This window comes from Sinomonas sp. B1-1, from assembly GCF_050474465.1.
In the GTDB taxonomy this organism is placed as follows: Bacteria; Actinomycetota; Actinomycetes; order Actinomycetales; family Micrococcaceae; genus Sinomonas; species Sinomonas flava.
In genome coordinates, this window is record NZ_JBCHVF010000001.1 from 741371 (window position 1) to 764663 (window position 23293).

The 23293-nt window shown below is 72.1% G+C and carries 24 protein-coding genes; 5 read left to right on the forward strand and 19 right to left on the reverse strand.

Annotated features, from left to right (window positions below; translation table 11 throughout):
• Positions 1-4 precede the first annotated feature (4 nt).
• Positions 5-604, reverse strand: a complete 600-nt coding sequence (locus tag ACQ5BE_RS03470) for a DUF4395 domain-containing protein (RefSeq protein WP_430295492.1) — start codon at positions 602-604, stop codon at positions 5-7.
• An 80-nt stretch (positions 605-684) separates the two neighbouring features.
• Positions 685-1728 carry an exonuclease domain-containing protein gene (locus tag ACQ5BE_RS03475; protein WP_430295493.1) on the reverse strand — a complete coding sequence of 348 codons (1044 nt, stop codon included), beginning with the start codon at positions 1726-1728 and terminating at the stop codon, positions 685-687.
• 147 nt (positions 1729-1875) lie between these two features.
• Here ACQ5BE_RS03475 and ACQ5BE_RS03480 point away from each other — a divergent pair, with 147 nt between their 5' ends.
• Positions 1876-2625 carry a DedA family protein gene (locus ACQ5BE_RS03480; protein WP_430295767.1) on the forward strand — a complete coding sequence of 250 codons (750 nt, stop codon included), beginning with the start codon at positions 1876-1878 and terminating at the stop codon, positions 2623-2625.
• Positions 2626-2642: 17 nt separating this feature from the next.
• On the opposite strand, the gene rdgB is transcribed toward ACQ5BE_RS03480, so the two are convergent.
• Positions 2643-3287 carry an RdgB/HAM1 family non-canonical purine NTP pyrophosphatase gene (gene rdgB, locus ACQ5BE_RS03485; RefSeq protein ID WP_430295494.1) on the reverse strand — a complete coding sequence of 215 codons (645 nt, stop codon included), beginning with the start codon at positions 3285-3287 and terminating at the stop codon, positions 2643-2645.
• Entirely contained in the window at positions 3284-4048 is a 765-nt protein-coding gene (gene rph / locus ACQ5BE_RS03490; RefSeq protein WP_208709139.1) for a ribonuclease PH, read from the reverse strand. Before rph ends, rdgB begins: the two co-directional genes overlap by 4 nt.
• A 25-nt stretch (positions 4049-4073) precedes the next feature.
• Between rph and ACQ5BE_RS03495 the strand changes: the two genes are divergently transcribed.
• Both ACQ5BE_RS03495 and ACQ5BE_RS03500 read left to right on the forward strand, forming a co-directional pair.
• Positions 4074-4928 carry an aldo/keto reductase gene (locus tag ACQ5BE_RS03495; protein ID WP_430295495.1) on the forward strand — a complete coding sequence of 285 codons (855 nt, stop codon included), beginning with the start codon at positions 4074-4076 and terminating at the stop codon, positions 4926-4928.
• 109 nt (positions 4929-5037) lie between these two features.
• Entirely contained in the window at positions 5038-5355 is a 318-nt protein-coding gene (locus ACQ5BE_RS03500; RefSeq protein WP_208709143.1) for a 2TM domain-containing protein, read from the forward strand.
• A 14-nt stretch (positions 5356-5369) separates the two neighbouring features.
• Here ACQ5BE_RS03500 and ACQ5BE_RS03505 read toward each other — a convergent pair whose 3' ends face one another.
• The 4 genes from ACQ5BE_RS03505 to clpS are packed head-to-tail and all read right to left on the reverse strand — an operon-like array spanning position 5370 to position 7998.
• Positions 5370-6167 (reverse strand): MBL fold metallo-hydrolase, encoded by a 798-nt coding sequence (locus tag ACQ5BE_RS03505; RefSeq protein WP_413248020.1) that lies wholly within the window; start codon positions 6165-6167, stop codon positions 5370-5372.
• A complete protein-coding gene (murI, locus tag ACQ5BE_RS03510; RefSeq protein ID WP_430295496.1) occupies positions 6164-7114 on the reverse strand; it encodes a glutamate racemase in 951 nt (316 codons plus the stop codon). The genes ACQ5BE_RS03505 and murI overlap by 4 nt, the downstream gene beginning before the upstream one ends.
• Positions 7107-7688: a DUF2017 domain-containing protein gene (locus tag ACQ5BE_RS03515; RefSeq protein WP_430295497.1), complete on the reverse strand. Its 582-nt coding sequence runs from the start codon at positions 7686-7688 to the stop codon at positions 7107-7109. The genes murI and ACQ5BE_RS03515 overlap by 8 nt, the downstream gene beginning before the upstream one ends.
• Positions 7681-7998, reverse strand: coding sequence for an ATP-dependent Clp protease adapter ClpS (gene clpS / locus ACQ5BE_RS03520; RefSeq protein WP_255405223.1), 318 nt, complete (start codon positions 7996-7998; stop codon positions 7681-7683). Before clpS ends, ACQ5BE_RS03515 begins: the two co-directional genes overlap by 8 nt.
• A 36-nt stretch (positions 7999-8034) precedes the next feature.
• On the opposite strand from clpS, the gene ACQ5BE_RS03525 reads away from it, so the two are divergent.
• A complete protein-coding gene (locus tag ACQ5BE_RS03525; protein ID WP_430295498.1) occupies positions 8035-9363 on the forward strand; it encodes a nicotinate phosphoribosyltransferase in 1329 nt (442 codons plus the stop codon).
• Between the two features lie 189 nt (positions 9364-9552).
• Here the strand turns inward: ACQ5BE_RS03525 and ACQ5BE_RS03530 are convergent, their stop codons facing one another.
• From ACQ5BE_RS03530 to ACQ5BE_RS03575, 10 genes are all read right to left on the reverse strand, one after another.
• Positions 9553-10479, reverse strand: a complete 927-nt coding sequence (locus ACQ5BE_RS03530) for a DUF559 domain-containing protein (RefSeq protein ID WP_430295499.1) — start codon at positions 10477-10479, stop codon at positions 9553-9555.
• Positions 10480-10610: 131 nt separating this feature from the next.
• Positions 10611-11201 carry an isochorismatase family protein gene (locus tag ACQ5BE_RS03535; RefSeq protein ID WP_430295500.1) on the reverse strand — a complete coding sequence of 197 codons (591 nt, stop codon included), beginning with the start codon at positions 11199-11201 and terminating at the stop codon, positions 10611-10613.
• A 107-nt stretch (positions 11202-11308) separates the two neighbouring features.
• Positions 11309-13114 (reverse strand): DEAD/DEAH box helicase, encoded by a 1806-nt coding sequence (locus ACQ5BE_RS03540; protein WP_430295501.1) that lies wholly within the window; start codon positions 13112-13114, stop codon positions 11309-11311.
• The gene (locus ACQ5BE_RS03545) at positions 13111-14565 is read right to left on the reverse strand and encodes an MFS transporter (protein WP_430295503.1); all 1455 of its coding nucleotides are present in this window, start codon (positions 14563-14565) and stop codon (positions 13111-13113) included. The genes ACQ5BE_RS03540 and ACQ5BE_RS03545 overlap by 4 nt, the downstream gene beginning before the upstream one ends.
• Positions 14562-14888 (reverse strand): DUF3039 domain-containing protein, encoded by a 327-nt coding sequence (locus ACQ5BE_RS03550; RefSeq protein ID WP_413248028.1) that lies wholly within the window; start codon positions 14886-14888, stop codon positions 14562-14564. The genes ACQ5BE_RS03545 and ACQ5BE_RS03550 overlap by 4 nt, the downstream gene beginning before the upstream one ends.
• A gap of 37 nt (positions 14889-14925) precedes the next feature.
• A complete protein-coding gene (nagB, locus tag ACQ5BE_RS03555; protein ID WP_430295504.1) occupies positions 14926-15708 on the reverse strand; it encodes a glucosamine-6-phosphate deaminase in 783 nt (260 codons plus the stop codon).
• Between the two features lie 113 nt (positions 15709-15821).
• The gene (locus ACQ5BE_RS03560) at positions 15822-17411 is read right to left on the reverse strand and encodes a transporter (protein ID WP_430295505.1); all 1590 of its coding nucleotides are present in this window, start codon (positions 17409-17411) and stop codon (positions 15822-15824) included.
• On the reverse strand, positions 17396-18199 hold the full coding sequence (locus ACQ5BE_RS03565; protein ID WP_430295768.1) for an ABC transporter ATP-binding protein: 804 nt from the start codon (positions 18197-18199) through the stop codon (positions 17396-17398). The genes ACQ5BE_RS03560 and ACQ5BE_RS03565 overlap by 16 nt, the downstream gene beginning before the upstream one ends.
• Before the next feature lie 29 nt (positions 18200-18228).
• A complete protein-coding gene (locus tag ACQ5BE_RS03570; RefSeq protein WP_430295506.1) occupies positions 18229-19200 on the reverse strand; it encodes a co-chaperone YbbN in 972 nt (323 codons plus the stop codon).
• 69 nt (positions 19201-19269) lie between these two features.
• Positions 19270-20991: a hypothetical protein gene (locus tag ACQ5BE_RS03575; protein ID WP_430295507.1), complete on the reverse strand. Its 1722-nt coding sequence runs from the start codon at positions 20989-20991 to the stop codon at positions 19270-19272.
• Between the two features lie 197 nt (positions 20992-21188).
• Between ACQ5BE_RS03575 and ACQ5BE_RS03580 the strand changes: the two genes are divergently transcribed.
• Positions 21189-22487, forward strand: coding sequence for an AI-2E family transporter (locus ACQ5BE_RS03580; protein ID WP_430295508.1), 1299 nt, complete (start codon positions 21189-21191; stop codon positions 22485-22487).
• On the opposite strand, the gene ACQ5BE_RS03585 is transcribed toward ACQ5BE_RS03580, so the two are convergent.
• Positions 22484-23287, reverse strand: a complete 804-nt coding sequence (locus ACQ5BE_RS03585; protein ID WP_430295509.1) for an alpha/beta hydrolase — start codon at positions 23285-23287, stop codon at positions 22484-22486. The genes ACQ5BE_RS03580 and ACQ5BE_RS03585 overlap by 4 nt on opposite strands.
• Positions 23288-23293: the final 6 nt, after the last annotated feature.

Genomic DNA, 23293 nt, shown 5'->3' on the forward strand with positions numbered 1-23293 from the left:
GGCGCTACCTGGACCGGCGCTGCGCGATGTCGCTGCAGGCCTCGCAGACGGAGGCGGGGACCAGCCCGGCGAGCTGCAGACGGCCGAAGATCCAGCACCCGAGGCAGAATCCGGCGAACGCCTCGAGGGACGCGGCGACGATGAGGACGGCGAGCGCGATCCACGCGCCGGCGGGCAGGCCGGCGGCGGCGAAGGCCACCGCAGTGCTCGAGACCACGGCTCCGATGCCCTGGGCGAAGCGCTTGGGCGGTCCGGCGACGAGCTTGGCTGGCCCGAGGCGCGGGGCGATGACGTGCACGGCGAGCCGCCCGGCCGGCGAGTAGCGGGGGCCACCGGCCACCCGGAGCCAGAATCCGAGCGCTATGGCCCACAGTGGCCAGGCCGCGCCCGTCGCGAGCCCGAGCACGAGGGCCAGCGTGCTGAGGCAGACGACGATGCCGGCGGTCGAACGCGCGGCGTACTCGTTGACCGGGTTCGGGAACGCGAACGCGCGGCCGAGGGCTCCTGGCCCGGCCGACGGAGCCTCGATGAAGAGGGCCGGCTCCGGCCCGGCGAACAGCGTGTCGACGGATTCGGCGCGCGAGGGTGCAGGGCCTTGGGTCATGCCCTCCATGCTAGGAACTGCCGGGGCAGGGTCCGAAGCAGTGTTGCGCCGCGTGACGCCCCGAACCGGAATGCCGGGCCTCAGGCGCTCCGGGCCGGCCAGCGGCCCCCGAGCATCTGCAGGAACTCGCCTTCGGAGAGCACCTCGACGTGCTGCCCCCTGGCGCGCAGCTCGAGCGCGCGCCGGGCCTTCGTGGTCACGCGCCCGGCCGTCAGATCCGTCGCCGTGAAGCCGTCGCCCACCACGAGGATCGTCGTCGCCCGCGTGACCGAGCTCGCCGGCTGCGCTCCCAGCTCGGCCGACCGCGACTTGGCCTCGGCGCGCGTCATCCCGAGGGCGCCCGTGAAGACGATCCGGTGCCCGTAGAGCGGGTGGCTCGGGTCGGCACGCTCGTTGGCAGGCGGGTTCGCCCCCTCCTGCGGCCACGGCGCCCAGGCGCGGCCCGCGCCAAGGGGACCACTCGCCGTCGTGCGTGTCCGTCCCGACCGATCCGGGGCGCTGCCCCCGCCGAGCGCCCGGGCCGTCGCGGCTGAGACCTCGTCGACGCCCGGGACGAACGCGGGCTGCCGCGGGAGCGCGAGCCCGAGTGTGGCGTACAGCCCGTCGATGTCGGTGGCGCCGTGCCGCGCGGCGATGTCGACCAGGATCCCGGCGCACGCGGCCGCGTCCTCACTCGCGTCGTGGTGCCGTTCGAGCGGGACGCCTGCCGCCTGCGCGGCGAACGGTAGCGAATGGGAGGGGAGGTCGTAGGTGCGGCGGGAGAGGATCACCGTGCACGCGTAGTCGTAGGCCGGGGCACCCATGCCGCTGACCTCGAGGGCCGAGCGGATGACGCCGAGGTCGAACGCCGCGTTGTGTGCCACGAGGACGTCGTCACCGATGAAGCCGCCCACCTCGGGGAAGAGCTCGGCGAACCGGGGCGCCTGCTCCACGTCCTGCGGGCGTATGCCGTGGATCGCGACGTTGCGCGGGTCGAAGCGGTCGTGCCCGGCGGGCGGCCGCATGAGCCAGTGGGCGCGTTCGACGGCGCGTCCCCCGCGGACCTTGACGAGTCCCACCGAGCAGGGGGAGCCCCGGAAGCCGTTGGCCGTCTCGAAGTCGATCGCGGTGAAGTCCAGGGCCACGCCGAGAAGCCTAGCCGCAGCGGGCGGGGCGTCCCGCCATCGCCACGCGGGCCCGTGCCCTTCGCGCCGGCCCGGTACCCTTGAAGGGTGATTCCCTCCGCGCTGACCTCCCTTGCCGCTGCCCCTGAGGCGTTCCACAGCCTCGCCGTGCAGGCCCTGGCCGTCCAGCCGAAGACGGCCTCGTTCCTGCCCGACTGGCTCAACCCCGACGTCTTCCTCAGGGACTCCCCGCTCGGCCCCTGGGTCGTGCTGCTCGTGTGCGGGATCGTCTTCGCGGAGACCGGCCTCCTCGTCGGATTCTTCCTGCCGGGCGACTCCATGCTCTTCACCGCGGGCCTGCTCGTTGCGACCGGAGCCATCCAGTTCAACCTCTGGGCCATGGCGGGCCTCGTCGTCGTCGCGGCCATCATCGGCAACCAGTGCGGGTACCTCATCGGCTCCAAGGCCGGCCCGGCGATCTTCAACCGCCCGGACTCGAGGCTGTTCAAGCGCGAGAACGTCGAGAAGGCCCATGCGTTCTTCGAGAAGCACGGCGGCAAGGCACTCGTCCTCGCGCGGTTCGTGCCCATCATCCGCACCTTCGTGCCCGTGATCGTCGGCGTCGCCGGGATGAACCGGGCCAAGTTCTTCCTCTACAACGTCATCGGCGCGGTGCTCTGGGGCGGCGGCGTGACGCTCCTGGGCGCGTGGCTCGGCCAGTACGAGTGGGTCGGGAAGAACATCGACGTGATCTTCATCGCCATCGTCCTGGTCTCGGTCCTGCCGATCGTCATCGAGTTCGTGCGCGGCCTCTCGGCCAAGAAGCAGTCCGAGCACTTCGGCACCGACGTGGTCGAGGAGTTCATCGAGGAGCACGAGCCCGTCGAGGAACGCAAGACCAACCCCGACTGGAAGTAGCCCGGAGGGGCCCTGGGTCAGCGGCTCAGGGCCTCCACAATCGCCGGCAGCAGCGCGCGGAAGGCGTGGCCGCGATGGCTGATCGCGTTCTTCTCCTCGCCCGAGAGCTCGGCGACGCTGGCCTGCAGCCCCTGTGGCTGCAGGATCGGGTCGTAGCCGAATCCGCCGTCGCCGCGGGGCTCGCGCAGGAGCGATCCGGGCATCTCTCCCAGCCGGACGGTCTCGTGCCGGGCCCCGTCAGGTCCCGGCACGGCGAGCGCGGCGGCGCAGACGAACGCGGCCTGCCGATGCTCGTCCTTCACGTCCCGGAGCTGGGCCAGGAGGAGCTCCAGGTTCGCCCGGTCATCCCCATGGCGCCCGGCCCAGCGGGCCGAGAAGATGCCGGGAGCACCCCCGAGGACCTCCACGGAGAGGCCGGAGTCGTCGGCGATCGCCGGCAGGCCGGTGGCCTCGGCGACGGCGCGGGCCTTCTTGAGCGCGTTCTCCTCGAATGTCACGCCGTCCTCGACGACGTCCGGCCCGCCCACGGCTCCCGCATCGACGACCTGGCTGTCGACGTCGAGCCCCGGCACCTGGCCGCGCAGCAGTTCCCTCAGCTCGCGCAGCTTGCCCTGGTTGTGCGTCGCCAGCACGAGGCGCGGCCCGCTGCCTGCCTCGCTCACCGGAGCGCCTCGGCGAGGGTCTCCCGCTGGATGTCGGCGAGCTGCGCCGTCCCCAGGAGGGCGAGGTCGAGGAGGCTGTCGAGCTCGTCGCGGTCGAACGGCGCTCCCTCCGCCGTGCCCTGGACCTCGACGAACTTGCCGGACCCGGTCACGACCACGTTCATGTCGGTCTCCGCGCGCACGTCCTCGACGTAGGGCAGGTCCAGCATCGGCACGCCGTCGATGATGCCGACCGACACTGCCGAGACGGTGTCCACGAGCGGCTCCGCTCCGCGCTCGACGAGGCCCTTCTCCTTGGCCCACCGGATCGCCTCGGCGAGCGCCACGAAGGCGCCGGTGATGGCCGCGGTGCGGGTCCCGCCGTCGGCCTGCAGGACGTCGCAGTCGAGGACGATCGTGTTCTCCCCGAGCGCCTGCGTGTCGATGATGGAGCGGAGCGAGCGCCCGATGAGGCGCGAGATCTCGTGGGTGCGTCCGCCGATCCTGCCCTTGACGGACTCGCGGTCGGAGCGGGTGTTGGTGGCGCGCGGGAGCATCGCGTACTCGGCGGTGACCCACCCGCGGCCCTCGCCCTTGAGCCACCGCGGAACGCCCTCGGTGAACGACGCCGTGCACAGGACGCGCGTGTTGCCGAACTCGATCAGCGCCGAGCCCTCCGCCTGCTTGGACCATCCGCGCGTGATCGAGATGGGCCTCAGCTGGTCGGGGGCGCGCCCGTCGGCGCGCACAACAGTAGGGGAATCAGCGGTGCTCGGGGTCATGCGTCCAGCTTATAGACTCAGCGGCATGGCCGACGATATGCGCCCCGTGACCCTGCCCAATGGCACCGCCGTGCCGGCACTCGGACAGGGGACCTGGTATCTGGGCGACTCCGTCTCGAGCCGCGATGAGGAGATCAAGGCGCTCCGCACGGGCATCGACGCCGGCCTGACGCTCATCGACACCGCGGAGATGTACGGCGACGGCCGGGCGGAGGAGCTCGTGGGAGAGGCCATCGCGGGCCGGCGCGATGAGGTCTTCCTCGTGAGCAAGGTCCTGCCGTGGAACGCGACCCGGCGCGGGACGTCGGCTGCGCTCAAGGCGAGCCTTCGGCGCCTCGGCACGGACTACCTCGACCTGTACCTCTACCACTGGCGCGGCAGCGCACCCCTCGCGGAGACCGTCGAGGCACTGAGCGCGCTCCAGGCCGAAGGCAAGATCCGGGCCTGGGGCGTGAGCAACTTCGGCCCTGACGACCTCGCCGAACTCGAGGCGATCCCAGGGGCGACCGGCCCCTCCGGTCTGCAGACCGACCAGATCCTCTACAACCTCACGCGGCGCGGGATCGAGGCTGACCTCCTCCCCCGCCTCCAGAGCTCGGGCATCCCGGCCATGGCGTACTCCCCGATCGAACAGTCGCGGCTCCTCGGGCACACGACCCTCGCCGCGATCGCCAGGCGGCGGGGTGTGGGTGAGGCGGCGGTCGCCCTCGCATGGGTCCTCCGCCTGCCCGGAGTCATCGCGATCCCCAAGGCGTCCAGTGCGGAGCACGTCCTGGCCAACCGCGCCGCCCTCGACCTGACGCTGGATCCCGACGAGCTCGCGGCGCTCGACGCCGCGTTCCCGGCACCCCTCCACCCGGTCCCGCTCGAAGTGCTCTAGGCTCTCCGCGCCGGTGACCTTGGGCCCTGTCGGCCGCGATGGCCGCGGCCCTATCGTGGGCTTCGACGGGGCACACCGTCGGAGGCGCTCGAGCTCTGGAGGGGCTGCGATGGACGTCGATCTCAGCAAGGGCGCGGGCCCCGGCGACGGCATGCACCCGGGAGGGGACGCGGCGCTGCGGATGCGCGCCCTCGAATCGCTCAAGAAGAAGGCAGACTTCCGCACGCACCTGCTGATGTACGTGCTCGTCAACGGACTGCTCGTCCTCATCTGGGCCATGACGGGAGCCTCGTTCTTCTGGCCGGCCTTCCCGATGGGCGGCTGGGCCATCGGCCTCATCGCCCACGCGTGGGACGTCTACTGGACGCGGACGCCCACCGAGGCGCAGGTTGCGCGGGAGATGAACAGGCTCCGCGGCGCCCGATGAATGGGCCGGTGGGTTCAGACGATGTAGTGCACGCCCGCGACGGCGACCGCGATCGGCCCGTCGTAGGCCTCCTGCGCCTCGGCGACTGACCGGTTCGCGTCGTTCCACACCGGAAGGTGGGTCAGGAGCAGGCGCTTCGCGGCGGCGTCGTGCGCCGCCTGGCCGGCACGCAGCCCGGTGAGGTGCACGCCGTCGATCGCGTCGTCGCGGCCCTCGTGGTACGCGGCCTCGCAAAGGAACAGGTCGGCGCCCTGTGCCGCCTCCACGAGCTCCGGGCACGAGTCCGTGTCCCCCGAGTAGGCCAGGATGCTGCGCCGGACGGTCCCGTCCGCGCCGGGCTCTGAGGCCTCGACGCGGATCGCATACGGCTCGGCGATCGGGTGCCGCACGGGGAAGGCCTCGAAGGTGAACGGCCCGAGCTCGATCTTCTCGCCCGCGCTCCAGCGGTGGAACTCGAAGTCCTCGTCGAGATCCGCCGGCGGCTCCATGTCGAGCGCCGTGACGATGCGCTTGGGCGTCTCCGCCGGGCCCCACACGCGCACACGGCCGGCCGTCCAGCCGTTCGGATCCCAGTGCACAGCCACGTGCAGGCCCGTGAGGTCCATGCAGTGGTCCGGGTGGAGATGGCTCAGGAGCACGCCGTCGATGTCGGAGAGGTGGATGTAGCGCTGAAGCACGCCGAGCGCCCCCGAGCCGAGATCGAGGAGGATGCGCCAGTCCCGCTCGCCGTCGTTGGCGGTCAGCAGGTAGCAGGATGCCGGGGAACTCGGACCCGGGAAGGAGCCCGAGCAGCCGACGATGGTGAGCTTCACGGTGCCATCCTGCCCTCATCGATGGCCGCGAAGTGGGAGATCCGGGCCGACCCGCCGCGGGACCGGGCCTCTGCGAGCATCTCCGGGGTGATCTGCGCCAGGCTCGCTGTCGGGTACCTCGCCGAGACGTGGTCCGCGTGCTGCACCCCCTGCACCTCGGGGCCCAGGAAGCGCCGCGCCAGGACCTCGAACTGCGCCGGGTCGCCCGTCGCGACGAAGCGGTGCACGGGAGGCGTCGACGCCGTCCGCTCGAGCCCGTGGGTCACGAGCGCCCGGTAGACGTCCTTGGCGGTCTCCTCCGCGCTCGAGACGAGGGTCACCCCGTCCCCCATCACATACGAGATCACGCCCGTCAGGAGCGGGTAGTGCGTGCACCCGAGCACGAGCGTGTCCACCTCGGCAGCCTTGAGCGGGGCGAGGTACTCCTCCGCAACGGCCAGGAGCTCAGGGCCCGTGGTGACACCGGCCTCGACGAACGGGACGAACTCAGGGCAGGCCGCCGAGGTGATCCGCAGCTCCGGCGCGGCCGCGAAGGTGTCCTCGTAGGCCCGCGAGCCGACGGTCGCGCTCGTGCCGATGACGCCGACCCGTCCGTTCCGGGTCGCGACGACAGCCCTGCGCACGGCGGGCTGGATGACCTCGATCACGGGGATGCCGTAGCGGGCCGTGTACCGCTCGCGGGCATCGCGCAGGACTGCGGCGGACGCCGAGTTGCAGGCGATGGTGAGGGCCTTGACCCCGGAGTCGACGAGCTCGTCCATGACCCCGAGCGCGAACGCGCGGACCTCCGCGATCGGGAGCGGTCCGTAGGGGCCGTGGGCGGTGTCGCCGACGTACACGACCGACTCGTTCGGCAGCTGGTCGATCACCGCGCGGGCCACCGTGAGGCCGCCGACCCCGGAGTCGAAGATGCCGATGGGCCGCTCGGAGGGTGCCAGCTCAGCCATTCGCGCCCCCGTTCAGCCGCACCCGGTGCGCATCGAGCATGGCCTCCACGAGCGTGGTCTGCAGCCACGTGATGAAGTTGTAGACGAGCGCGAGGTACTTCTCGACGTCGTCCGCCTCCGCCCAGTCCGTGATCCCGTGGATCCGCTCGGCGTCCTCCTCGGTGCGGATCCCCAGCCGCTCGGCGAGGACGAGCCGGACATCGTTGAGCGCCGTGGACCAGTGCCGTGACGCGGCGTCGTCGAGCAGCACGTGTCCCGACTCGAGGCCCATGGCCGCCGCCCGCAGCGCTCCCACCTTGCTCTCCCTCAGCGAGCGTTCGGTGAGGCGGCGGAACTCGAGGGAGGACTCGGCGTCGTCCTTGACCGCGTTCGGGAGGAGGCGCAGAAGCGCCGGATCCTCCGGCTCGGCGGCGTTGGGGGTCAGTCCCACGAGGGCCTCGAGCGGATCGGCGTCCGCCGGGCCGACCTCGAGCATGCCGATGACGTCGTTGAACAGGCCCCGCAGGAGCTCGCGCTCCGCGTCCTCGAACCGGGCAGCGATCCCGCGGCGCCCATAGGTGAACGGTTCAGCCATCCTGCCCGGACCTTTCGACGGTGGCCCACAGGCCGAAGGTGTGCATCGCCACGGCGTGCTGCTCGACCGATTCCTTCGAGCCCTGCGCCACGATCGAGCGGCCCTCGGTGTGCACCTGCATCATGAGGGCCTCCGCCTTGGACTCCGAGAACCCGAAGTAGGTCTGGAAGACGTAGCTGACATAGCTCATGAGGTTGACCGGGTCATTCCACACGACGAGGTTCCACGGCGTCAGCCGGGAGGCGTCCTCCCTCTCCTGGGTCTGCCCGGCGACCTCCTGGGAGGGCTCGGTGGCCACGCTGATGCTCATGGGCTCCATTCTAGGCAGGCCCGATAGAGTGGCTCCGTGACCGAAACGAGCCCTTGGGACCAGCCCCGCACCTCGCTGTTCACGGACCACTACGAGCTCACCATGCTCCAGGCCTCGCTCCATTCCGGGGCCGCACACCGGCAGTGCGTGTTCGAGGCCTTCGCCCGGAGGCTTCCCGACGGACGCCGCTACGGCGTGGTCGGGGGCACAGGGAGGCTCCTCGAGGGCATCACGAAGTTCCGCTTCACGGACGAGGAACTGTCCTTCCTCGAGCGCACGCACGTGGTCAACGCCGAGACGCTCGACTTCCTCGCCGGATACCGGTTCTCCGGCAACGTGTTCGGCTACGCCGAGGGCGAGGCGTACTTCCCCAACTCCCCCATCCTCATCGTCGAGTCCACCTTCGCCGAGGCGTGCATCCTCGAGACGTACATCCTGTCCGTCCTCAACCACGACTCCGCGATCGCCTCCGCCGCCTCGCGCATGACGACAGCGGCGAACGGCCGGCCCTGCATCGAGATGGGCTCGCGGCGCACGCACGACGAGTCGGCGGTCGCTGCGGCGCGCGCCGCCGTCATCGCGGGCTTCTCCAGCACGTCCAACCTCGCGGCGGGCCTCCGCTACGGCATCCCCACGGTGGGCACCGCGGCGCACTCCTTCACCCTCCTGCATGACACGGAGCGCGAGGCATTCGAGGCGCAGGTCGCCTCCATGGGGCCGGGAACCTCGCTGCTCGTGGACACGTACGACGTCGAGCGGGCCGTGCGCACCGCTGTGGAGATCGCGGGCGACAGGCTCGGCGCCGTGCGGCTCGACTCCGGGGACCTCATCGACCAGGCCCATTGGGTGCGGCAGCTCCTGGACGAACTCGGCAACGAGAACACGCGCATCATGGTCACCTCGGACCTCGACGAGTACGCCATCGCCGCGCTCCAGTCGGCGCCGGTCGACGCCTACGGCGTCGGGACCGCGCTCGTGACCGGCTCCGGGGCGCCGACAGCGTCCATGGTCTACAAGCTTGTGGCCCACACGGACGACTCGGGCGAGTTCGTCTCGGTCGCGAAGGCCGCCAAGAACAAGGCGAGCGTGGGCGGGCGGAAGTACGCGCTGCGCCGGCTCGACGAGCGCGGCGTCGCGTCGCACGAGGTCGTCGGGATCGGGCGGCGTCCGGTCGACGACGGCAACGACCGCTCGCTCCTGCAGCACTTCATCGTCGACGGCGAGCTCAAGCCCGGCTGGATCGGGGCGGAGGGAGTCACGAAGGCGCGGGAGCGGCACGCGGCCTCGCTCGCCGAGCTGCCGGCCTCGGTGCACCGGATGCACCGCGGTGAGCCCGCGATCCCGACGGTCTACGAAGAGTACTGAGCCCGGGCGGGGCACAGGCGGGGAGGACCGAGCGGCGGGGTCTGGGCTGCGGGGTGAGGCGGCGGGGCCTGAGCTGCGGGGTACCTCCCCAGTGCCGTCCCTTCCCGTTCCATCTGAAGGTCACCTCCTGAGGGTCACATCCTGAAGGTCACCTCCTGAAGGTCGCCTCCTGATCCGAGGTCCTGCACGTCACGCCGCCGCAGCTGCCAGATACCCGCGGATCTCGCGTATGACGGCGCGGAAGCCGTCCCTCAGGTCCTCCAGCCGAACGAGGAGGACTGTCCAGCCCGCATCGCGGAATGCCCGGTCCCGTCGGGTATCCCGAAGCCTCTGGGCCTCATCGTCATGGTGCGCACCCTCGTACTGGATCACCAGCTTGATGCGGGGGTACCCCATGTCACCGGACGGCGAGTATGGGTCCAGCGGGACCAGTGAGATCTGGAGCTCTGGCTCCGGGAGACCGGCCGCGGCAATCGCCTGGCGGAGGAGCGACTCGGGTACCGAATCGGCTCCGACGCGCATGTGCTCGAGCGCGGCTCTCGCCAATCCGACGCCTTTCATCCACACGTGGGCGTCCAGGAGCTCCCTCAGTTCGGATGTGGTGGCCAGTGGCTTCTCACGGCCTTTCTCCAGCCCGGGCCTCGGACGCCTGATGAGCTGGTCGCCAAGGGCGACCCGGAACTCCTCTCCGAGCTCCACGGCGAGGTCCAGCCAGGTACGTGCGGGCGTAGTCATGAGGAGCCCGTCGACGTGATGGAGTTCGCCGGGCCGGATCCGCACCCGATGGCCAGCAACCCCCTTCCTGCGAGCGCGCGGGAGGTGACTGGGCTTGCTCAAGTGGATCTGCGCATGGTCGTCCACCCAGGGCGGGAGGAACATGCCCTGGAGAGCGGCCGCTGTCCGGTGCGAGACCCAGGCGTCCGCGGTCGCAGCCAGATGCACTTCGGCGCGCTCCCGAAGGCTTACCTCCCGCCCAGCCGGCCCGTAGATGCCCCTGCTCCAGCGTTCGAGGTCGTGTGCTCGCAGCCTGCTCACGGAAACCCCGGCCTGTCTGGCGGCACCGAACGTGAAGGCGCGATCGTGGAGGTCCGCCGGGAGGTCATCTCGTGCAGTCATGGACCAATAATGTTCGACGCCGCGTCGGGTTCGCCGCGCTTGTCCACAGAAACTCGCACTTGGTGACCCCCAGAATGTGACCTTCAGAGTCCCTCAGGAGGTGACTCCAGGAGGTGACCTCCAGACGGGCATCAGGCGAGCGTGACGTTCCCCGCTTCGAGGTCGCGGTATGTCGGGCCGAGGTCGCCGGCGATCCCCGCGCACAGCTCGCGGAGGACTCGGGTCTCATAGCCGGCCGCCGCGGCGTCGAGCGCTGTTGCCTTGACGCAGTAGTCGGTCGCGATGCCCGCGACGTCGACGGCGCCGATCCCGTGTTCCCGAAGCCATTCGTCGAGCGTGGGCGAGTCGTCCGAGTCGCCTTGGGCGTCCCCGAACTGCGCAAGATGGCCTTCGAACCCGGAGTAGGCGGCCGCATACTGGCCCTTGCGGAACATCGCGTCGACGCCCGCGAGCTCCAGGCCCGGGTGGAAGGCGGCCCCGTCCGTCCCGGCGACGCAGTGCTCGGGCCACGAATCGACGAAGTCCGGCTGGTCGGAGAAGTGGCTCCCGGGGTCGACGTGCCAGTCCTGGGTGGTGACGACGGCGTCGTAGTCGTCCGCGTGGTCCGCGAGGAATGAGGTGATCCGCGACGCGGTGGCGGCTCCGCCGTCGACCGCGAGGGAACCTCCCTCACAGAAGTCGTTCTGGACGTCGACGATCACGAGTGCGCGCGCTGGGGCCATGACTCCATTGTGGCCCACCGTCAGGACCTGACCTTCAGGAGGTGACCCCCAGGAGGTGACCCCTAGGAGGTGACCCCCAGGAGGTGACCCCCAGACGGGAGGCGGGGTCAGGTGCGGCCGACGAACCAGTCCCGCAGCTTCGCGAGCCGAGCGTGGAGCTGGTCCTCGCTGGCCTGCGCAACGGCCGGGCCGCCGCACAGCTCGCGCAGCTTGTTGTGCACGACCCCGTGCGGGGTCCCCGTGCGCGCGCTCCACGCGGAGACGTTCTTCGCGAGCTCGTTGCGCAGGTCCATGAGCCGCCGGTGGTCCGGGACCCCCGCGGGGGACGACGTCGCGGGCGCCGGCCGGCCCTTCCGGCGCGAGACCTGGTCCTGCTGCCGCTGCCGCAGCAGGGTCGCCACCTGGTCGGCGTCGAGCAGGCCGGGGATGCCGAGGAAGTCGAGCTCCTCGTCGGAGCCGACGTCGCCGCCCATGCCGAACTCGCCGCCGTCGAACAGGACGCGGTCGAACGCCGCCTGCGACTCGAGGGCCTCGTACTTGCCCTTGACGAGCGTGTCGGAGGCCTTCTCCTCGCGGTTGGCCTCGTCCATGAGCGATTCCTCGAGGTCCATGAGCCCGTCCTCATCCTTCGAGGGGCGGTCGAGCGCATGGTCGCGCTCCGCCTCCATCGAGTTCGCGAGTGCAGTCAGCTGCGGCACCGAGGGCAGGAAGACCGACGCCGTCTCCCCGCGCCGTCGTGCGCGCACGAAGCGCCCCACGGCCTGGGCGAAGAACAGCGGCGTCGAGGTGGAGGTCGCGTAGACGCCGACGGCGAGGCGCGGCACGTCGACGCCCTCGGACACCATGCGGACGGCGACCATCCACCGCTTGTCCCCCGCGGAGAACTCCTCGATCTTGTTCGAGGCCTTCGCGTCGTCCGAGAGGATCACCGTGGGCGACTCCCCCGAGACCTTCTTGAGCAGCCCGGCGTAGGCGCGCGCGTCGTCGTGGTCGGTGGCGATGACGAGGCCGCCGGCGTCCGGGACGGAGCGGCGCACCTCGGTCAGGCGGCGGTCGGCGCCGGCGAGGACGGCGGGGATCCACTCCCCCTGCGGGTTGAGGGCGGTGCGCCATGCCTGGGCGGTGATGTCCTTCGTCACGGCGGCCTCGCCGAGCGAGGCGGCCATCTCCTCCCCGGCGCTCGTGCGCCAGCGCATCTGGCCCGAGTAGGCCATGAAGATCACGGGCCGGACCACATGGTCGCGCAGCGCCTGCCCGTAGCCGTAGGTGTAGTCCGCCTTGGAGCGGCGGATGCCGTCCGCATCCTCGGCGTACTCGACGAACGGGATGGGAGACGTGTCCGAGCGGAACGGGGTGCCTGTGAGGGCCAGGCGCCGGACCGCCGGGTCGAACGCCTCGCGCAGCCCGTCGCCCCATGAGAGCGACTCGCCGCCGTGGTGGATCTCGTCGAGGATCACGAGCGTGCGCGCGGCCTCGGTCTTGGCGCGGTGCAGCAGGGGCTTGCTCGCGACCTGGGCGTACGTCACGGCGACGCCCATGAAGCCGCGTCCGTGCGCGCCGTCGGCGTTCTTGAAGTTGGGGTCGATCGCGATGCCCACCCGCGCGGCGGCGTCCGCCCACTGGCGCTTGAGGTGGTCCGTCGGCGCGACGATCGTGACGCGGTTGACGGCGCCCTGCTCGATGAGCGTCGAGGCGACCCGCAGCGCGAACGTGGTCTTGCCCGCGCCGGGAGTTGCGACGGCGAGGTAGTCCCGCGGCGCGAGGGCGAGGTACTTGTCGAGCGCCTCCTGCTGCCAGGCACGGAGCTTGGGAGCGGTGCCCCACGCGGCCCGCTCCGGATAGGCGGGGGGCAGGGCCATGGGCGACGCGCCGGAGTGCGACGACGGGTCGCCGCCGAAGAGGGTGTCCGTCATGCGCGGCGCGCCTCCTGGTCGGCGGACGACGGCGCGTGGGCGCGCAGGCCTGCGAGCGCGCCGAAGAGCGCGGGAACCGAGAGGACCGCGGCGATGAGGGCGAAGCCCGCCGCCCCCGGGGCGCTGCCCGAATCGAGCATATGGGCGTACAGCGTTCCGGCTCCGGCGGTTCCAATCACTCCACCGAGCATATCGGCCAACTGGAGGCTGGCCGAATTCCGGCCGCGTTCGGCCGCGTCGCTGAGCTCGAGGGTCAGGACGGAGGTCGTCGACATCGACAGGCCCATCCCCGCCCCGGCGACGAACCAGCACAGGGCGATCGCCCAGGGGGTCGCCTGGGTGCCCACGGACAGCGCGACGGCGGCCAGGCACGCGGCGACGGCCGCCGGCCCGAGGACCAGGTAGAGGCGCCGCGGCAGCCAGGAGCGGGCCTGTGCGAAGGATCCCGCGGTCCAGCCGAGGGCGCCGCCCGTGAGCGCGAGGCCGGCGATCGAGGGTTCGAGGCCGTACCGGTTCACGAGGATCAGCGGGATGAACGCCTCCGAGCCGAAGAAGGCGAACGTGATGAGGCCGCGCACCGCCATGACGGCCGGCAGGCCCCTGCGGGCGACCCACGTGCCGGCGAGGATGAGGCGGGGAACGGACAGCACCGCGAGGGCGGCCCCGGCGACACCGACGGCGGCGAGGAGGGCCGGCGCGTCGGACCTCAGGTTCGATCCGGGGTCGGCTGCGGACACGAGCGCCCACTGCGTCGCACCGACGCCGCAGGCGAGCGCCGCGCCCCGGAGGGCGCGCCGTCGCCCGTCATGGCCGCCTCCCTCGGGGGCGGCCGGCGGCCCGAGGGAGCGCACGCGCGGCCACACGAGCGCCACGGCGACAAGGACGATCGGGGCGACGCCGAGGAAGGGCCAGCGCCAGCTGACATGCTGCGCGAGGAGCCCCGACACGTACGGGCCGACGAGCGACGGCACAACCCACGCCGCCGAGAACCACCCGAACATCACCGGCTGGAGGGCGGACGGGAGCGCGTGCCCGATGACGACATAGACGGCGACGATCATCGACCCGGCGCCGAGCCCGGAGACCATGCGGCCGAGCGTGAACAGGCCGAAGTCGGTCGCGGCGCCGCCGAGCACGAGGCCCGAGAACATGAGCGCGAGGCCGGTCAGGAGCGCCGGCCGCGCGCCCCTGGCGTCGCACCATGGCCCCGCTGCGGCGGTCGCGGCCATCGAGGCGGTGAGGAAGAGCGAGAAGGCGAGCCCGTAGGAGCCCTGCCCGCCGAGCTCGGCTGCCACGACCGGCATCGCGGTCGTGACGGCCATCGCCTCGAACGCACCGCACGTGACGATCGCGAGGAGCCCGACGACGAGCGCCCGGTACGGCGGGGAAAGGAGCCCGCCGGCACCGTCGTCGACGTCGTCACCGGCCGGGGATCCCCGTCCCCGGGTCACGCCTTGTCGTCGTCTCCGCCGGAACGCAGGCCCTCGTAGATCTCCTTGCAGGTGGGGCACACGGGGAACTTCTTGGGATCGCGGCCGGGGGTCCACACCTTGCCGCACAGTGCGATCACGGGTTCGCCGGTGAGCGCGGACTCCATGATCTTCTCCTTGCGCACGTAGTGCGAGAAGCGTTCGCGGTCGCCCGGCTCGAGCTCCTCGCGCAGTTCCTCCCGCTCGATCGTGGCGGTGGATCCGCCGCGGGCCGGGTCACGCGGGTCGGCGCCGTACGGGTCGCCGGGCTGTGAGCTGAAGGGGTCCGGAGGCATCGTGGTCATGGATTCATGGTAGTCGCGCCCGGGGTGGGGCGGCCGGTCAGAGGCCCTGCCAGTCCGGCTTGCCGTCGTAGACCTGACGGTAGTAGTCGGCCAGGAGCAGCGCCGACGCGGCAGCCTCGTCGACGATCACGGTGGTGTGCGGGTGGAACTGGAGCACGGAGCCGACGCACATCGCCGTGACCGGCCCTTCCACGAGGCCGTGGACGGCCTGTGCCTTCGCGGCACCCGCGGCGAGGAGGACCACGTGCCGGGCATCCATGATGGTCCCCACGCCCTGGGTCACGACGTGGTGGGGCACCTCGGACAGCGAGGAGAAGAAGCGTGCGTTGTCGCGCCGGGTCTGCTCCGTGAGGGTCTTGATGCGGGTGCGCGAGGCCAGCGAGGAGCCGGGCTCGTTGAAGCCGATGTGGCCGTCGGCGCCGAGCCCGAGGATCTGCAGGTCGATCCCGCCCGCGTCGCGGATCGCGTCCTCGTACGCGGCGCACGAGGCCACGAGGTCGCCCGCGAGTCCGTCGGGGCTGTGGACGCGGGCCGGGTCGATCGTGACGCGCTCGGAGAACTCGCGCCGGATCACGCTCCGGTAGGACGCGGGATGGTCGCGGGGAAGGCCCACGTACTCGTCGAGGGCGAACGCGGTGGCCCGCGAGAGGTCGAGCCCCTCCTCGGTGCTCCTGCGGGCCAGCTCGTCGTAGAGCGGGAGCGGCGAGGACCCGGTCGCGAGGCCGAGGACCGCGTCCGGCGTGCGGGCGAGCAGCTCAGTGACCGCCGAGGCGGCGAGCCGCCCCGCCTCGCGGGCGTCCTTGACGATGACCACTTCCATGCGGGCGCTCCCTCGGGGGCCTCTCGGCGCGAGTCGCGCGCGCCCCCGCCGAGGATATCCAGCCCGGGCGCGACCCGCTAGGGCCGCGACCCGCTAGGCCGCCGGCCGGACCGTCACCGGGCGCGCGTGAGGGAGGCGAACGTCTCGGGGCCGCGCGCATCCAGCCAGCGGCCCCCGAGCACGACCCCGCCCGCGGCCAGGGCCGGGCCGAGGACCGCGCCGGCAGCGAGCCCGAGCCATCCCCAGTGGGCCTGACCCGTCCCGGCCCACAGGAGCGCGAGGGCGATCTCGGGTGAGATCAGGGCACCGAGCACCAGGAGCCCGCCCGTCTGGACCAGCATCGTCTGGGCGACGTTCCCCGAGGGCTTCTTGAAGGGGCTCTCGCCCGGGAGGGGCACCGCCACCGTGTATCTCGCCGACACCACCGAGGAGAGCCCGACGCCGCTCAGGAGGGACCCGAGCGCGAGCCCCAGAAGGGCGGGGAACGCCGCCCACTGGCCCGCCACCACGCACGGCACGGCCGTGGCCACGAGGGTCACGGGCAGCCCGAAGGCCAGGAGCGCGAGCGCCCGACCGAGGCGGTCGTCGCGGCCCCGGACCCCCGCGGCGAGATGCAGCGCGAACGCGGTCGAGTCGTAGGAGACGTCCGCGCTGATGCTCCACGCGAGCACGAAGCCGACGATCGGCCCGCTCACGGCGAAGGGCCCGGCCAACGGATCGCCCCCGCCGCCCGCGGAGGCCATGTAGAGCACCACCGGCAGCAGCGGCACCACCACGAGGCCTGAGCCGTAGCGCGGGTCCCGCAGCCAGTAGACAAGGCACCGGGCGGCCACTGCCCCGGCCGGCGTGGCGGGCAGGAGGCCGAAGAGCCCTGCTCCCCGGTGGCGCTTCCCCGCACGCCGGCGGCCCGCACCGGCGGGGTGGAGGAGGGCACGGGCCAACGCCGCCGACCAGCCCCACGCAGCGAGTGCGAGCGCAGCCGCGGCGACGCCGATCTTGGCGAGGGCCTCGAGGCCGTTGCCCTGGGCCGCGGCGGCCGGTGCCGAGAACGCCGCGCCGAGCGGCGTCCAGCCCAGCACCTCGCCGGCGGCGACGAGACCGGACGCGCCGACGGCGTCGAGGGACTGCGCGGCGAGCGCGATGATCGGGCCGAGGAGGACGAGCGGGATGAGCAGGAGCACGCTGCTCACGTCGCGGAACCGCCGCGAGGCCGCGAGCTCGGAGGCGAGCGCCGCGGCGAGCCGGCTCACGGCGACGCACAGGCCGAGCGCCAGGACGGCGCAGACCAGCGCAGTCACGAACGGCGCCCACCCGCGGGCCCAGGTCAGCGCCGTCGCCGCGAGCAGCAGCACCGTGCACAGTCCGGGCACGCCGATCAGCCCGGCCAGGCCCTGCCCGAGGAGGAGCTGGCGCCGGGGAATCGGGAACAGCGCGAAGCGCGCCGGATCGAGCGTGAGGTCCACGCCCGCGACGAGGATGGGCGCGAGGGCCCAGCCGAGCACGAGCGCCGACCCTCCGAGGACTACGAGGGTCTCGGCCACGGGCACCTCCGCGAGCCTCAGGACGCCCAGCCCCGCGATCCCCAGGGCCACGCCGCCGAGTCCGTAGAGGGCTCCCAGGATCAGGCCGATGAGCTGCAGGGGACTGCGTCGGAGTCCGTTGCGCAGGAGCGCAAGCTTGAGCCTGATCAGGTGTGCAACCACGTCAGGCCCTCTGACTTCCCCGGGCCGCCGACGAGCTGGACGAAGCGCTCCTCGAGAGATTCCCCCGCGCGGACCTCGTCGACGGTCCCCGCGGCCAGGATCCGGCCGGCGGCGACGACGGCGACGTGGTCGCACATGCGCTGGACGAGGTCCATGACGTGGCTCGAGACGATGACGGTCCCCCCGCCCGCCGTGAAGTCGGTGAGGATCGAGCGGATGTTCGCGGCCGAGATCGGGTCCACGGACTCGAACGGCTCATCCAAGACCAGCAGCCGCGGGGCATGCACGAGAGCTGCTGCGAGGGCCACCTTCTTCGTCATGCCGGCCGAGTAGTCCACGACGAGGGTGGATGCGGCGTCGGCGAGCCCGAACGCGGCAAGCAGGTCGCGGGCCCGCGCGGAGGCGGTCGGGCGGTCGAGTCCGTGGAGGAGCCCGGAGTAGAGGATGAGCTGCTCGCCGGAGAGCCTGTCGAAGAGGCGCACCCCGTCCGGGAGGACGCCCATGAGGTGCTTCGCGGTGATCGGGTCCTTCCAGACGTCGGTCCCCAGCACGTAGGCCGTCCCTGCATCGGGCCGCAGGAGCCCGGTCGCCATCGAGAGCGTCGTGGTCTTGCCCGCGCCGTTGGGTCCCACCAGCCCGTAGAACGAGCCGACCGGGACGTCGAGGCTCACCCCGTCCACGGCGAGCTTCCCGTCGAACGCCTTGACGAGGCCGCGCAGCGCCAGCGCGGGAGGGGCCCCGGCAGGGGGCGCGGGCGCCGCGGAGGGAGGGCCCCCGGCGACGGGCACTCCCTCCGCCTCTGAGTGGGACACGGCGGTCAGAACAGGGCGCGGGCGAGCTGCTGGCGCGCAGCACCGACCCTCGGGTCCGCGGTGCCGACGACCTCGAAGAGCTCGAGCAGCCGGACGCGGGCGGCCTCCCTGCCATCGCCCGCGCTGCGGGCGATGAAGCCCACGAGCCGGGAGAACGCGTCCTCGACGTGGCCTCCCGTGAGGTCGAGGTCGGCGACGGCGAGCTGGGCCTGGAGGTCGTCGGGCGATTCGGCGGCCACGGCACGCGCACGCTCCGCGGCAGGCTGGTCGACCTCGGCGACGCGGGCCATGAGCTGGACCTGGGCGAGGCCGGCCTTGGCCTCGCGGTCGGCGGGCTGCTCGGCCAGGGCCTTGCGGTAGGCGGCCTCGGCGGCGGCGAAGTCGCCGCGGTCGATCGCGTCGAACGCCTCCTGGTGCAGCGGCGGGAGCTGCGGCTCGGGGGACGCCTCGGCGGGGGCGCCGTCGGCCGTGCCGGTCACGCCGTTCGCCTCGGCGACGCGCAGCAGCTCGTCGAAGAGGGCGCGCGCCTGGGTTTCGGCGGCGGCACCCTGGAACAGGGGGATCGGCTGGCCCTTGAGGATCGCGACGGCGGTCGGCACCGCCTGGGCCTGGAAGGCCTGAGCTAGCTGGGGGAACGCCTCGACGTCCGCCGTCGCGTAGACCAGGCGGCCGCCGTAGCTGTCCACGATCGCACCCAGGTCGTCACGCGCCGTGAGCGACTCGGGCGAGTAAGCGGCCCAGAGGAGCACGACGACGGGCACGGTCGCGGAGCGTTGGACGAGGTCTCCGAAGGTGCGCTCATCGACCTCGATCGCGCCGGACGGCCCCGGTGCTCCGGCGTCCGCTCCCGCCGGGGCGGCGGGGTGCGACGAGGAGGCGGGAGGGGTCGCCGTCGCGCGTGCCTTGAGGGCCGAGAGGTCGACGGCGCCGCGGAGGTTCAGCTGCGGCTGGGGAGGGCGGGAACCGGGAACACTCATGGCTCCACCATAGTGTGAGGGGCGGGCCCGCACACAGCGGTCCCGCCCCCCCCACAATGACGTGCTCGCCTACTTCAGCGCGGCACCCGTCAGGTTGCGGGTCGCCCCGATGAGCGTGACCTCCTTGGCCCCGCCGTCGGCGGGCACGACGATCACGAGGGACTCGCGGAACGTCAGCGATATCCCGGCGGTGGTCTCCTTGCCCCCGGCGAGCGCGGCGGCGTCGTCGGCGAGGGTGAGCTTGTCCCCCGACGCCTTCGGGGTGCCCTCGAACACGAAGTCCAGGGGCGCGAGGATGACGGCGCCGCCGTCGGCCGTGCGGAAGGCCGCGGCCTCGTTGCCCACGAGGGTGTGCTTGGCGGTGAAGTTGCCGTTCGGGCCGTTCTTCACGATGTCGCCCTGGTAGCCGATCGTGTCCTTGATGTAGGCGTTCTCGGGCACGCGGTCCGCCCAGACGCTGTCGGGGTAGGTGAGGCGGTCCGCGACGCCCGCGATGGCATCGGCCGGCGTGTAGGCGAGCCCGGCCTTGCTGTCCAGCGGCACCTGCTCGGCGCCGGAGCGCGGTGTGGCGGGGAAGGTGGCCCCGGGCAGGAGCGGTGCGGCCTCGACGAGCTTGTAGTTGCTCCGGGCAGACTCCTGGCGCAGGGTGAGCAGCTGGGGCGTGGTGTTCCCGTCGCCCTGCGTGACCGCCATGACGGTGCGCGGCCAGTCGCGCTGGGTGGTGATGACGCTCGTGCGCAGGTTGGCCGCCCGGACCGGCGAGAGGGCGGGCGCGCTCGCGACGGCGGCCCTCACCTTGTAGTTCTGGGTACGGGCCAGGAGAGCGCTGCCCCCCACGCGCAGGCTGAGCTTGCCGGCGTCCTTCGCGTCATCCCCGGCCTGGACCGCGTTGGCGGTCTGCTCGAGGATGCGGGTGAGCTGGTCGTCGAGGAGCACGCGGCCTGCCGAGGGCGCCTGCGCGGCGCTCGGCGAGGGCGCGGTGGTTGCCTGGGCGGCGGGGGCGGCGGTGAGTCCGAGGACGACGACGGCGAGCCCGGCTCCCAGCCGGACGGTCCCCGAGCGGCGCGTGGCGCCGTCGGCCATCCGCGGAGCCTTCCCCGGCGTGCGCGGGATGGCTGCCGTGGCGGTGGACCCTGTCGTGCGGCGTCGTGGCCAGGGCCCCGTCGCCGAGCCTGCCGGGCCGCCGTGCGAGCCCGCCTGTCGGGTGTGCAGGAAGGCGAGGACGCCGGCCGCGACGACCAGCAGGGCGCCGATCACGATGAGCGGGACGGCCCACGGGGTGGTCGCATGGCTCGGCCACGTGATGGAGATGTCGCGCGGCGCGGGGGCGCTGCCGTCGGTGGCGAGCATGAGCTGCCACTCGCCGTTGTCCGGGACGTCCCAGTGGTACTCGTACTCGCCGCTGGCGTTCTGCGTCGAGGCGAACACGTCGGCACCGGCCGGGTTCGGCGACGAGGCCTCGCCGTCGGCGTGCTGGACGGTGAGGACCTTGCCGTCGTCGGAGGCGCCCGCGATCGTGTTGTGGGCGGCCGGGCCCACCCAGCCGGCAACGTCGTCGGGTCGGCCCGTTGCGAGGACGAAGCTGCCCTCGGAGCGGATCGTCAAGGTTGCCTCTCCCCCGCGGAGGTCGCCCAGCCGGTTGTCGATCACCGTGAGGGGGGCATCCTGGGTGTCGGCGGGAATCGTTGCCGTCACACGGTCATTGGGAGCCCACCACGATAGCTGGCCGATGCCAGCCACGAGGGCTACAAGGCCGAGCAGCAGGAGTGCAGCTGCGGTCTTAAGTCGCACGGAAAACACCTCACGTCGGGGAATTAGACCTCTCAATGGTAACCAAATCGTGACAATCCAGTCAGATCGGCCCTGCTGGTAGGGTTTGCGCGGGGCGCAGGGTGCCGGGACAGGGGCATCGTCGGGGGTGGACTGGACCGGGGCCGGCACTGCTGTCCCGCGACCAGACGGCGAGAGAAGAGCAGAAGGCGAGTCGAGTGCCAGAGAACCGCGAGGCCCAGCCCATCGAACCGGAGTCCACGGGCGAGAACCCCCCGCTCGCGACGCCCGTCCTCGGTGAGGCGGCCAGCCGGTCCCACCACCGTCTCGGCGCCTTCGTCCACGGAGTGGCCGACCGTCTCAAGACCCCCATTCCGGGAGCGCAGCCGCGCGTGCGCTTCGAGATGCCCCCGCTGCAGGAGGCCGAGCCCCCCGCGGCCGAGGACGACGAGACGCCGTTCGGCCACCCGGGTCCCCGCATGTCCTCGCGCCACCCGCTGTACATGGGCTTCATGGGCACGGTGGGCGTCGGTGCGGCGCTGGCCATCTACTACATCGCGCAGCACACCACGCAGCTGCTGCTGTGGATCCTCGCCGCGCTCTTCATCGCGCTCGGCCTCGACCCGGTGGTCCGGTGGCTCGAGGCCCGACGGGTTCCCCGCGCGGTCGGCATCGCAGGCACGATCCTGGCTCTCTTCGCGGTCCTCGGCGCGTTCGTGGGGACGCTCATCCCGACCATGGTGGAGCAGATCACCCAGCTCGTGAACAACGTGCCGGGCTGGATCGCGGACTTCCTGGCCTCGGACTTCTACAAGAGCATCGACGAGCAGTTCGGCATCAAGAACCGCGTCACCGAGGAGCTGACGAAGCTCGGCCAGAACTCGGAGGCGATCACGAACGTCTTCGGCGGCGTGCTCGGCTTCGGCACCACCGTGGCGAACTCGCTCTTCGGGGTGCTCGTCGTGGTGGTTCTCAGCCTGTACTTCCTGTCGGCGCTGCCCGCCATGAAGACGTGGGGGTACCGGCTCGCGCCGCGCTCCCGCCGCTCGCGGGTCGAGGCGCTGAGCGAGGAGATCACACGCTCAGTGGGCAACTACGTGATCGGCCAGGTGTGCGTGGCCGGCCTGAACGCGACTTACGCCTTCGTCGTCATGACCATCCTCCAGGTCCCGTTCGCCGCGCTCCTCGCCTTCGTCGTGGGCTTCCTCGCGTTCATCCCGCTCGTGGGAGGGGTCGTGGCCGGCGTCCTCATCTCGGTCGTGGCCCTCACGGCCGGGTGGCAGACGGCCGTCATCCTCGCGATCGCCTACTTCGCCTACCTGCAGTTCGAGGCCTACTTCATCTCCCCGCGCATCATGCAGAAGGCAGTCGCGGTCCCGGGGCCCGTGGCTGTCATCTCCGTCATCGCCGGCGGCAGCCTCCTCGGCGTGCTGGGGGCGCTCATCGCGATCCCGACGGCTGCCGCCGTGATGCTGCTCATCCGCGAAGTCTTCATCAAGCGGCAGGACCAGCACTAGGGAGCCGCGGCGAGCTCCCCGTCCCACTCCCCGGGCAGCCCGGCTGGGCCCGAGGGCGCGGCCGGGCCCAGCACGTCGGCGACGATCTCGCTGAGCACCCTGTGGACGTACTTCTCCCCCACCCAGAGGTGCTTGCCGCCGTCGACGCCGACGAGCCGGGCCTGCGGCACGCGGGCAAAACGCTCTGCGGCCTCGGCGGGGCGGAGGTAGTCGTCGAACTCAGGGACGAGGACCGTCAGCGGCTTGCCCGAGGCGGCCCACGCGTCCAGGTCCGTGTCGCCCGCCCGGTGCAGCGGGGGCGAGAGGAGGACGGCGCCGTCGATCTCGTCCACGACCGGCGGCACGGCGCCGTACTTGAGCGCGAGCTCGGTGCCGAACGACCAGCCCACAAGCCACCGGCGCGGCAGCCCGCGTTCGACGGCGAACCGCACCGCTGCCTCGACGTCGGCGCGCTCGCCGACGCCCTCGTCGAACTGGCCCCCGCTGGTCCCCCGGGGGCTCGACGTCCCGCGCGTGTTGAAGCGGAGGACGGCGATGCCCGCGAGCGCGGGCAGGCGGAAGGAGGCCTTGCGGTAGACGTGGGAGTCCATGAACCCGCCGTGGGTCGGAAGCGGGTGGAGCGTGACGAGCGTGGCGAGCGGGTCCCGGTCGGCGGGCAGGGCGAGCTCCCCCACGAGCGTCAGCCCATCGTCGGTCCGCAGCTCGATGTTCTCCCGCCGCGCGGGCAGGACCGTGTTCGCGCGGATCGGCTCGGGCCCTGCGGTGCTGGTGAACGCGTACGAAGAGGGGTCGAAGCTCATGGGGCC

Excerpts from the sequence above, each read along its gene's own strand:
- ACQ5BE_RS03470 (WP_430295492.1), bottom strand. The coding sequence starts at position 604 with ATGACCCAAGGCCCTGCACCCTCGCGCGCCGAATCCGTCGACACGCTG.
- rph (WP_208709139.1), bottom strand. The coding sequence starts at position 4,048 with ATGACCCCGAGCACCGCTGATTCCCCTACTGTTGTGCGCGCCGACGGG.
- ACQ5BE_RS03495 (WP_430295495.1), top strand. The coding sequence starts at position 4,074 with ATGGCCGACGATATGCGCCCCGTGACCCTGCCCAATGGCACCGCCGTG.
- ACQ5BE_RS03500 (WP_208709143.1), top strand. The coding sequence starts at position 5,038 with ATGGACGTCGATCTCAGCAAGGGCGCGGGCCCCGGCGACGGCATGCAC.
- murI (WP_430295496.1), bottom strand. The coding sequence starts at position 7,114 with ATGGCTGAGCTGGCACCCTCCGAGCGGCCCATCGGCATCTTCGACTCC.
- ACQ5BE_RS03515 (WP_430295497.1), bottom strand. The coding sequence starts at position 7,688 with ATGGCTGAACCGTTCACCTATGGGCGCCGCGGGATCGCTGCCCGGTTC.
- clpS (WP_255405223.1), bottom strand. The coding sequence starts at position 7,998 with ATGAGCATCAGCGTGGCCACCGAGCCCTCCCAGGAGGTCGCCGGGCAG.
- ACQ5BE_RS03530 (WP_430295499.1), bottom strand. The coding sequence starts at position 10,479 with ATGACTGCACGAGATGACCTCCCGGCGGACCTCCACGATCGCGCCTTC.
- ACQ5BE_RS03535 (WP_430295500.1), bottom strand. The coding sequence starts at position 11,201 with ATGGCCCCAGCGCGCGCACTCGTGATCGTCGACGTCCAGAACGACTTC.
- ACQ5BE_RS03540 (WP_430295501.1), bottom strand. The coding sequence starts at position 13,114 with ATGACGGACACCCTCTTCGGCGGCGACCCGTCGTCGCACTCCGGCGCG.
- ACQ5BE_RS03550 (WP_413248028.1), bottom strand. The coding sequence starts at position 14,888 with ATGACCACGATGCCTCCGGACCCCTTCAGCTCACAGCCCGGCGACCCG.
- nagB (WP_430295504.1), bottom strand. The coding sequence starts at position 15,708 with ATGGAAGTGGTCATCGTCAAGGACGCCCGCGAGGCGGGGCGGCTCGCC.
- ACQ5BE_RS03570 (WP_430295506.1), bottom strand. The coding sequence starts at position 19,200 with ATGAGTGTTCCCGGTTCCCGCCCTCCCCAGCCGCAGCTGAACCTCCGC.
- ACQ5BE_RS03585 (WP_430295509.1), bottom strand. The coding sequence starts at position 23,287 with ATGAGCTTCGACCCCTCTTCGTACGCGTTCACCAGCACCGCAGGGCCC.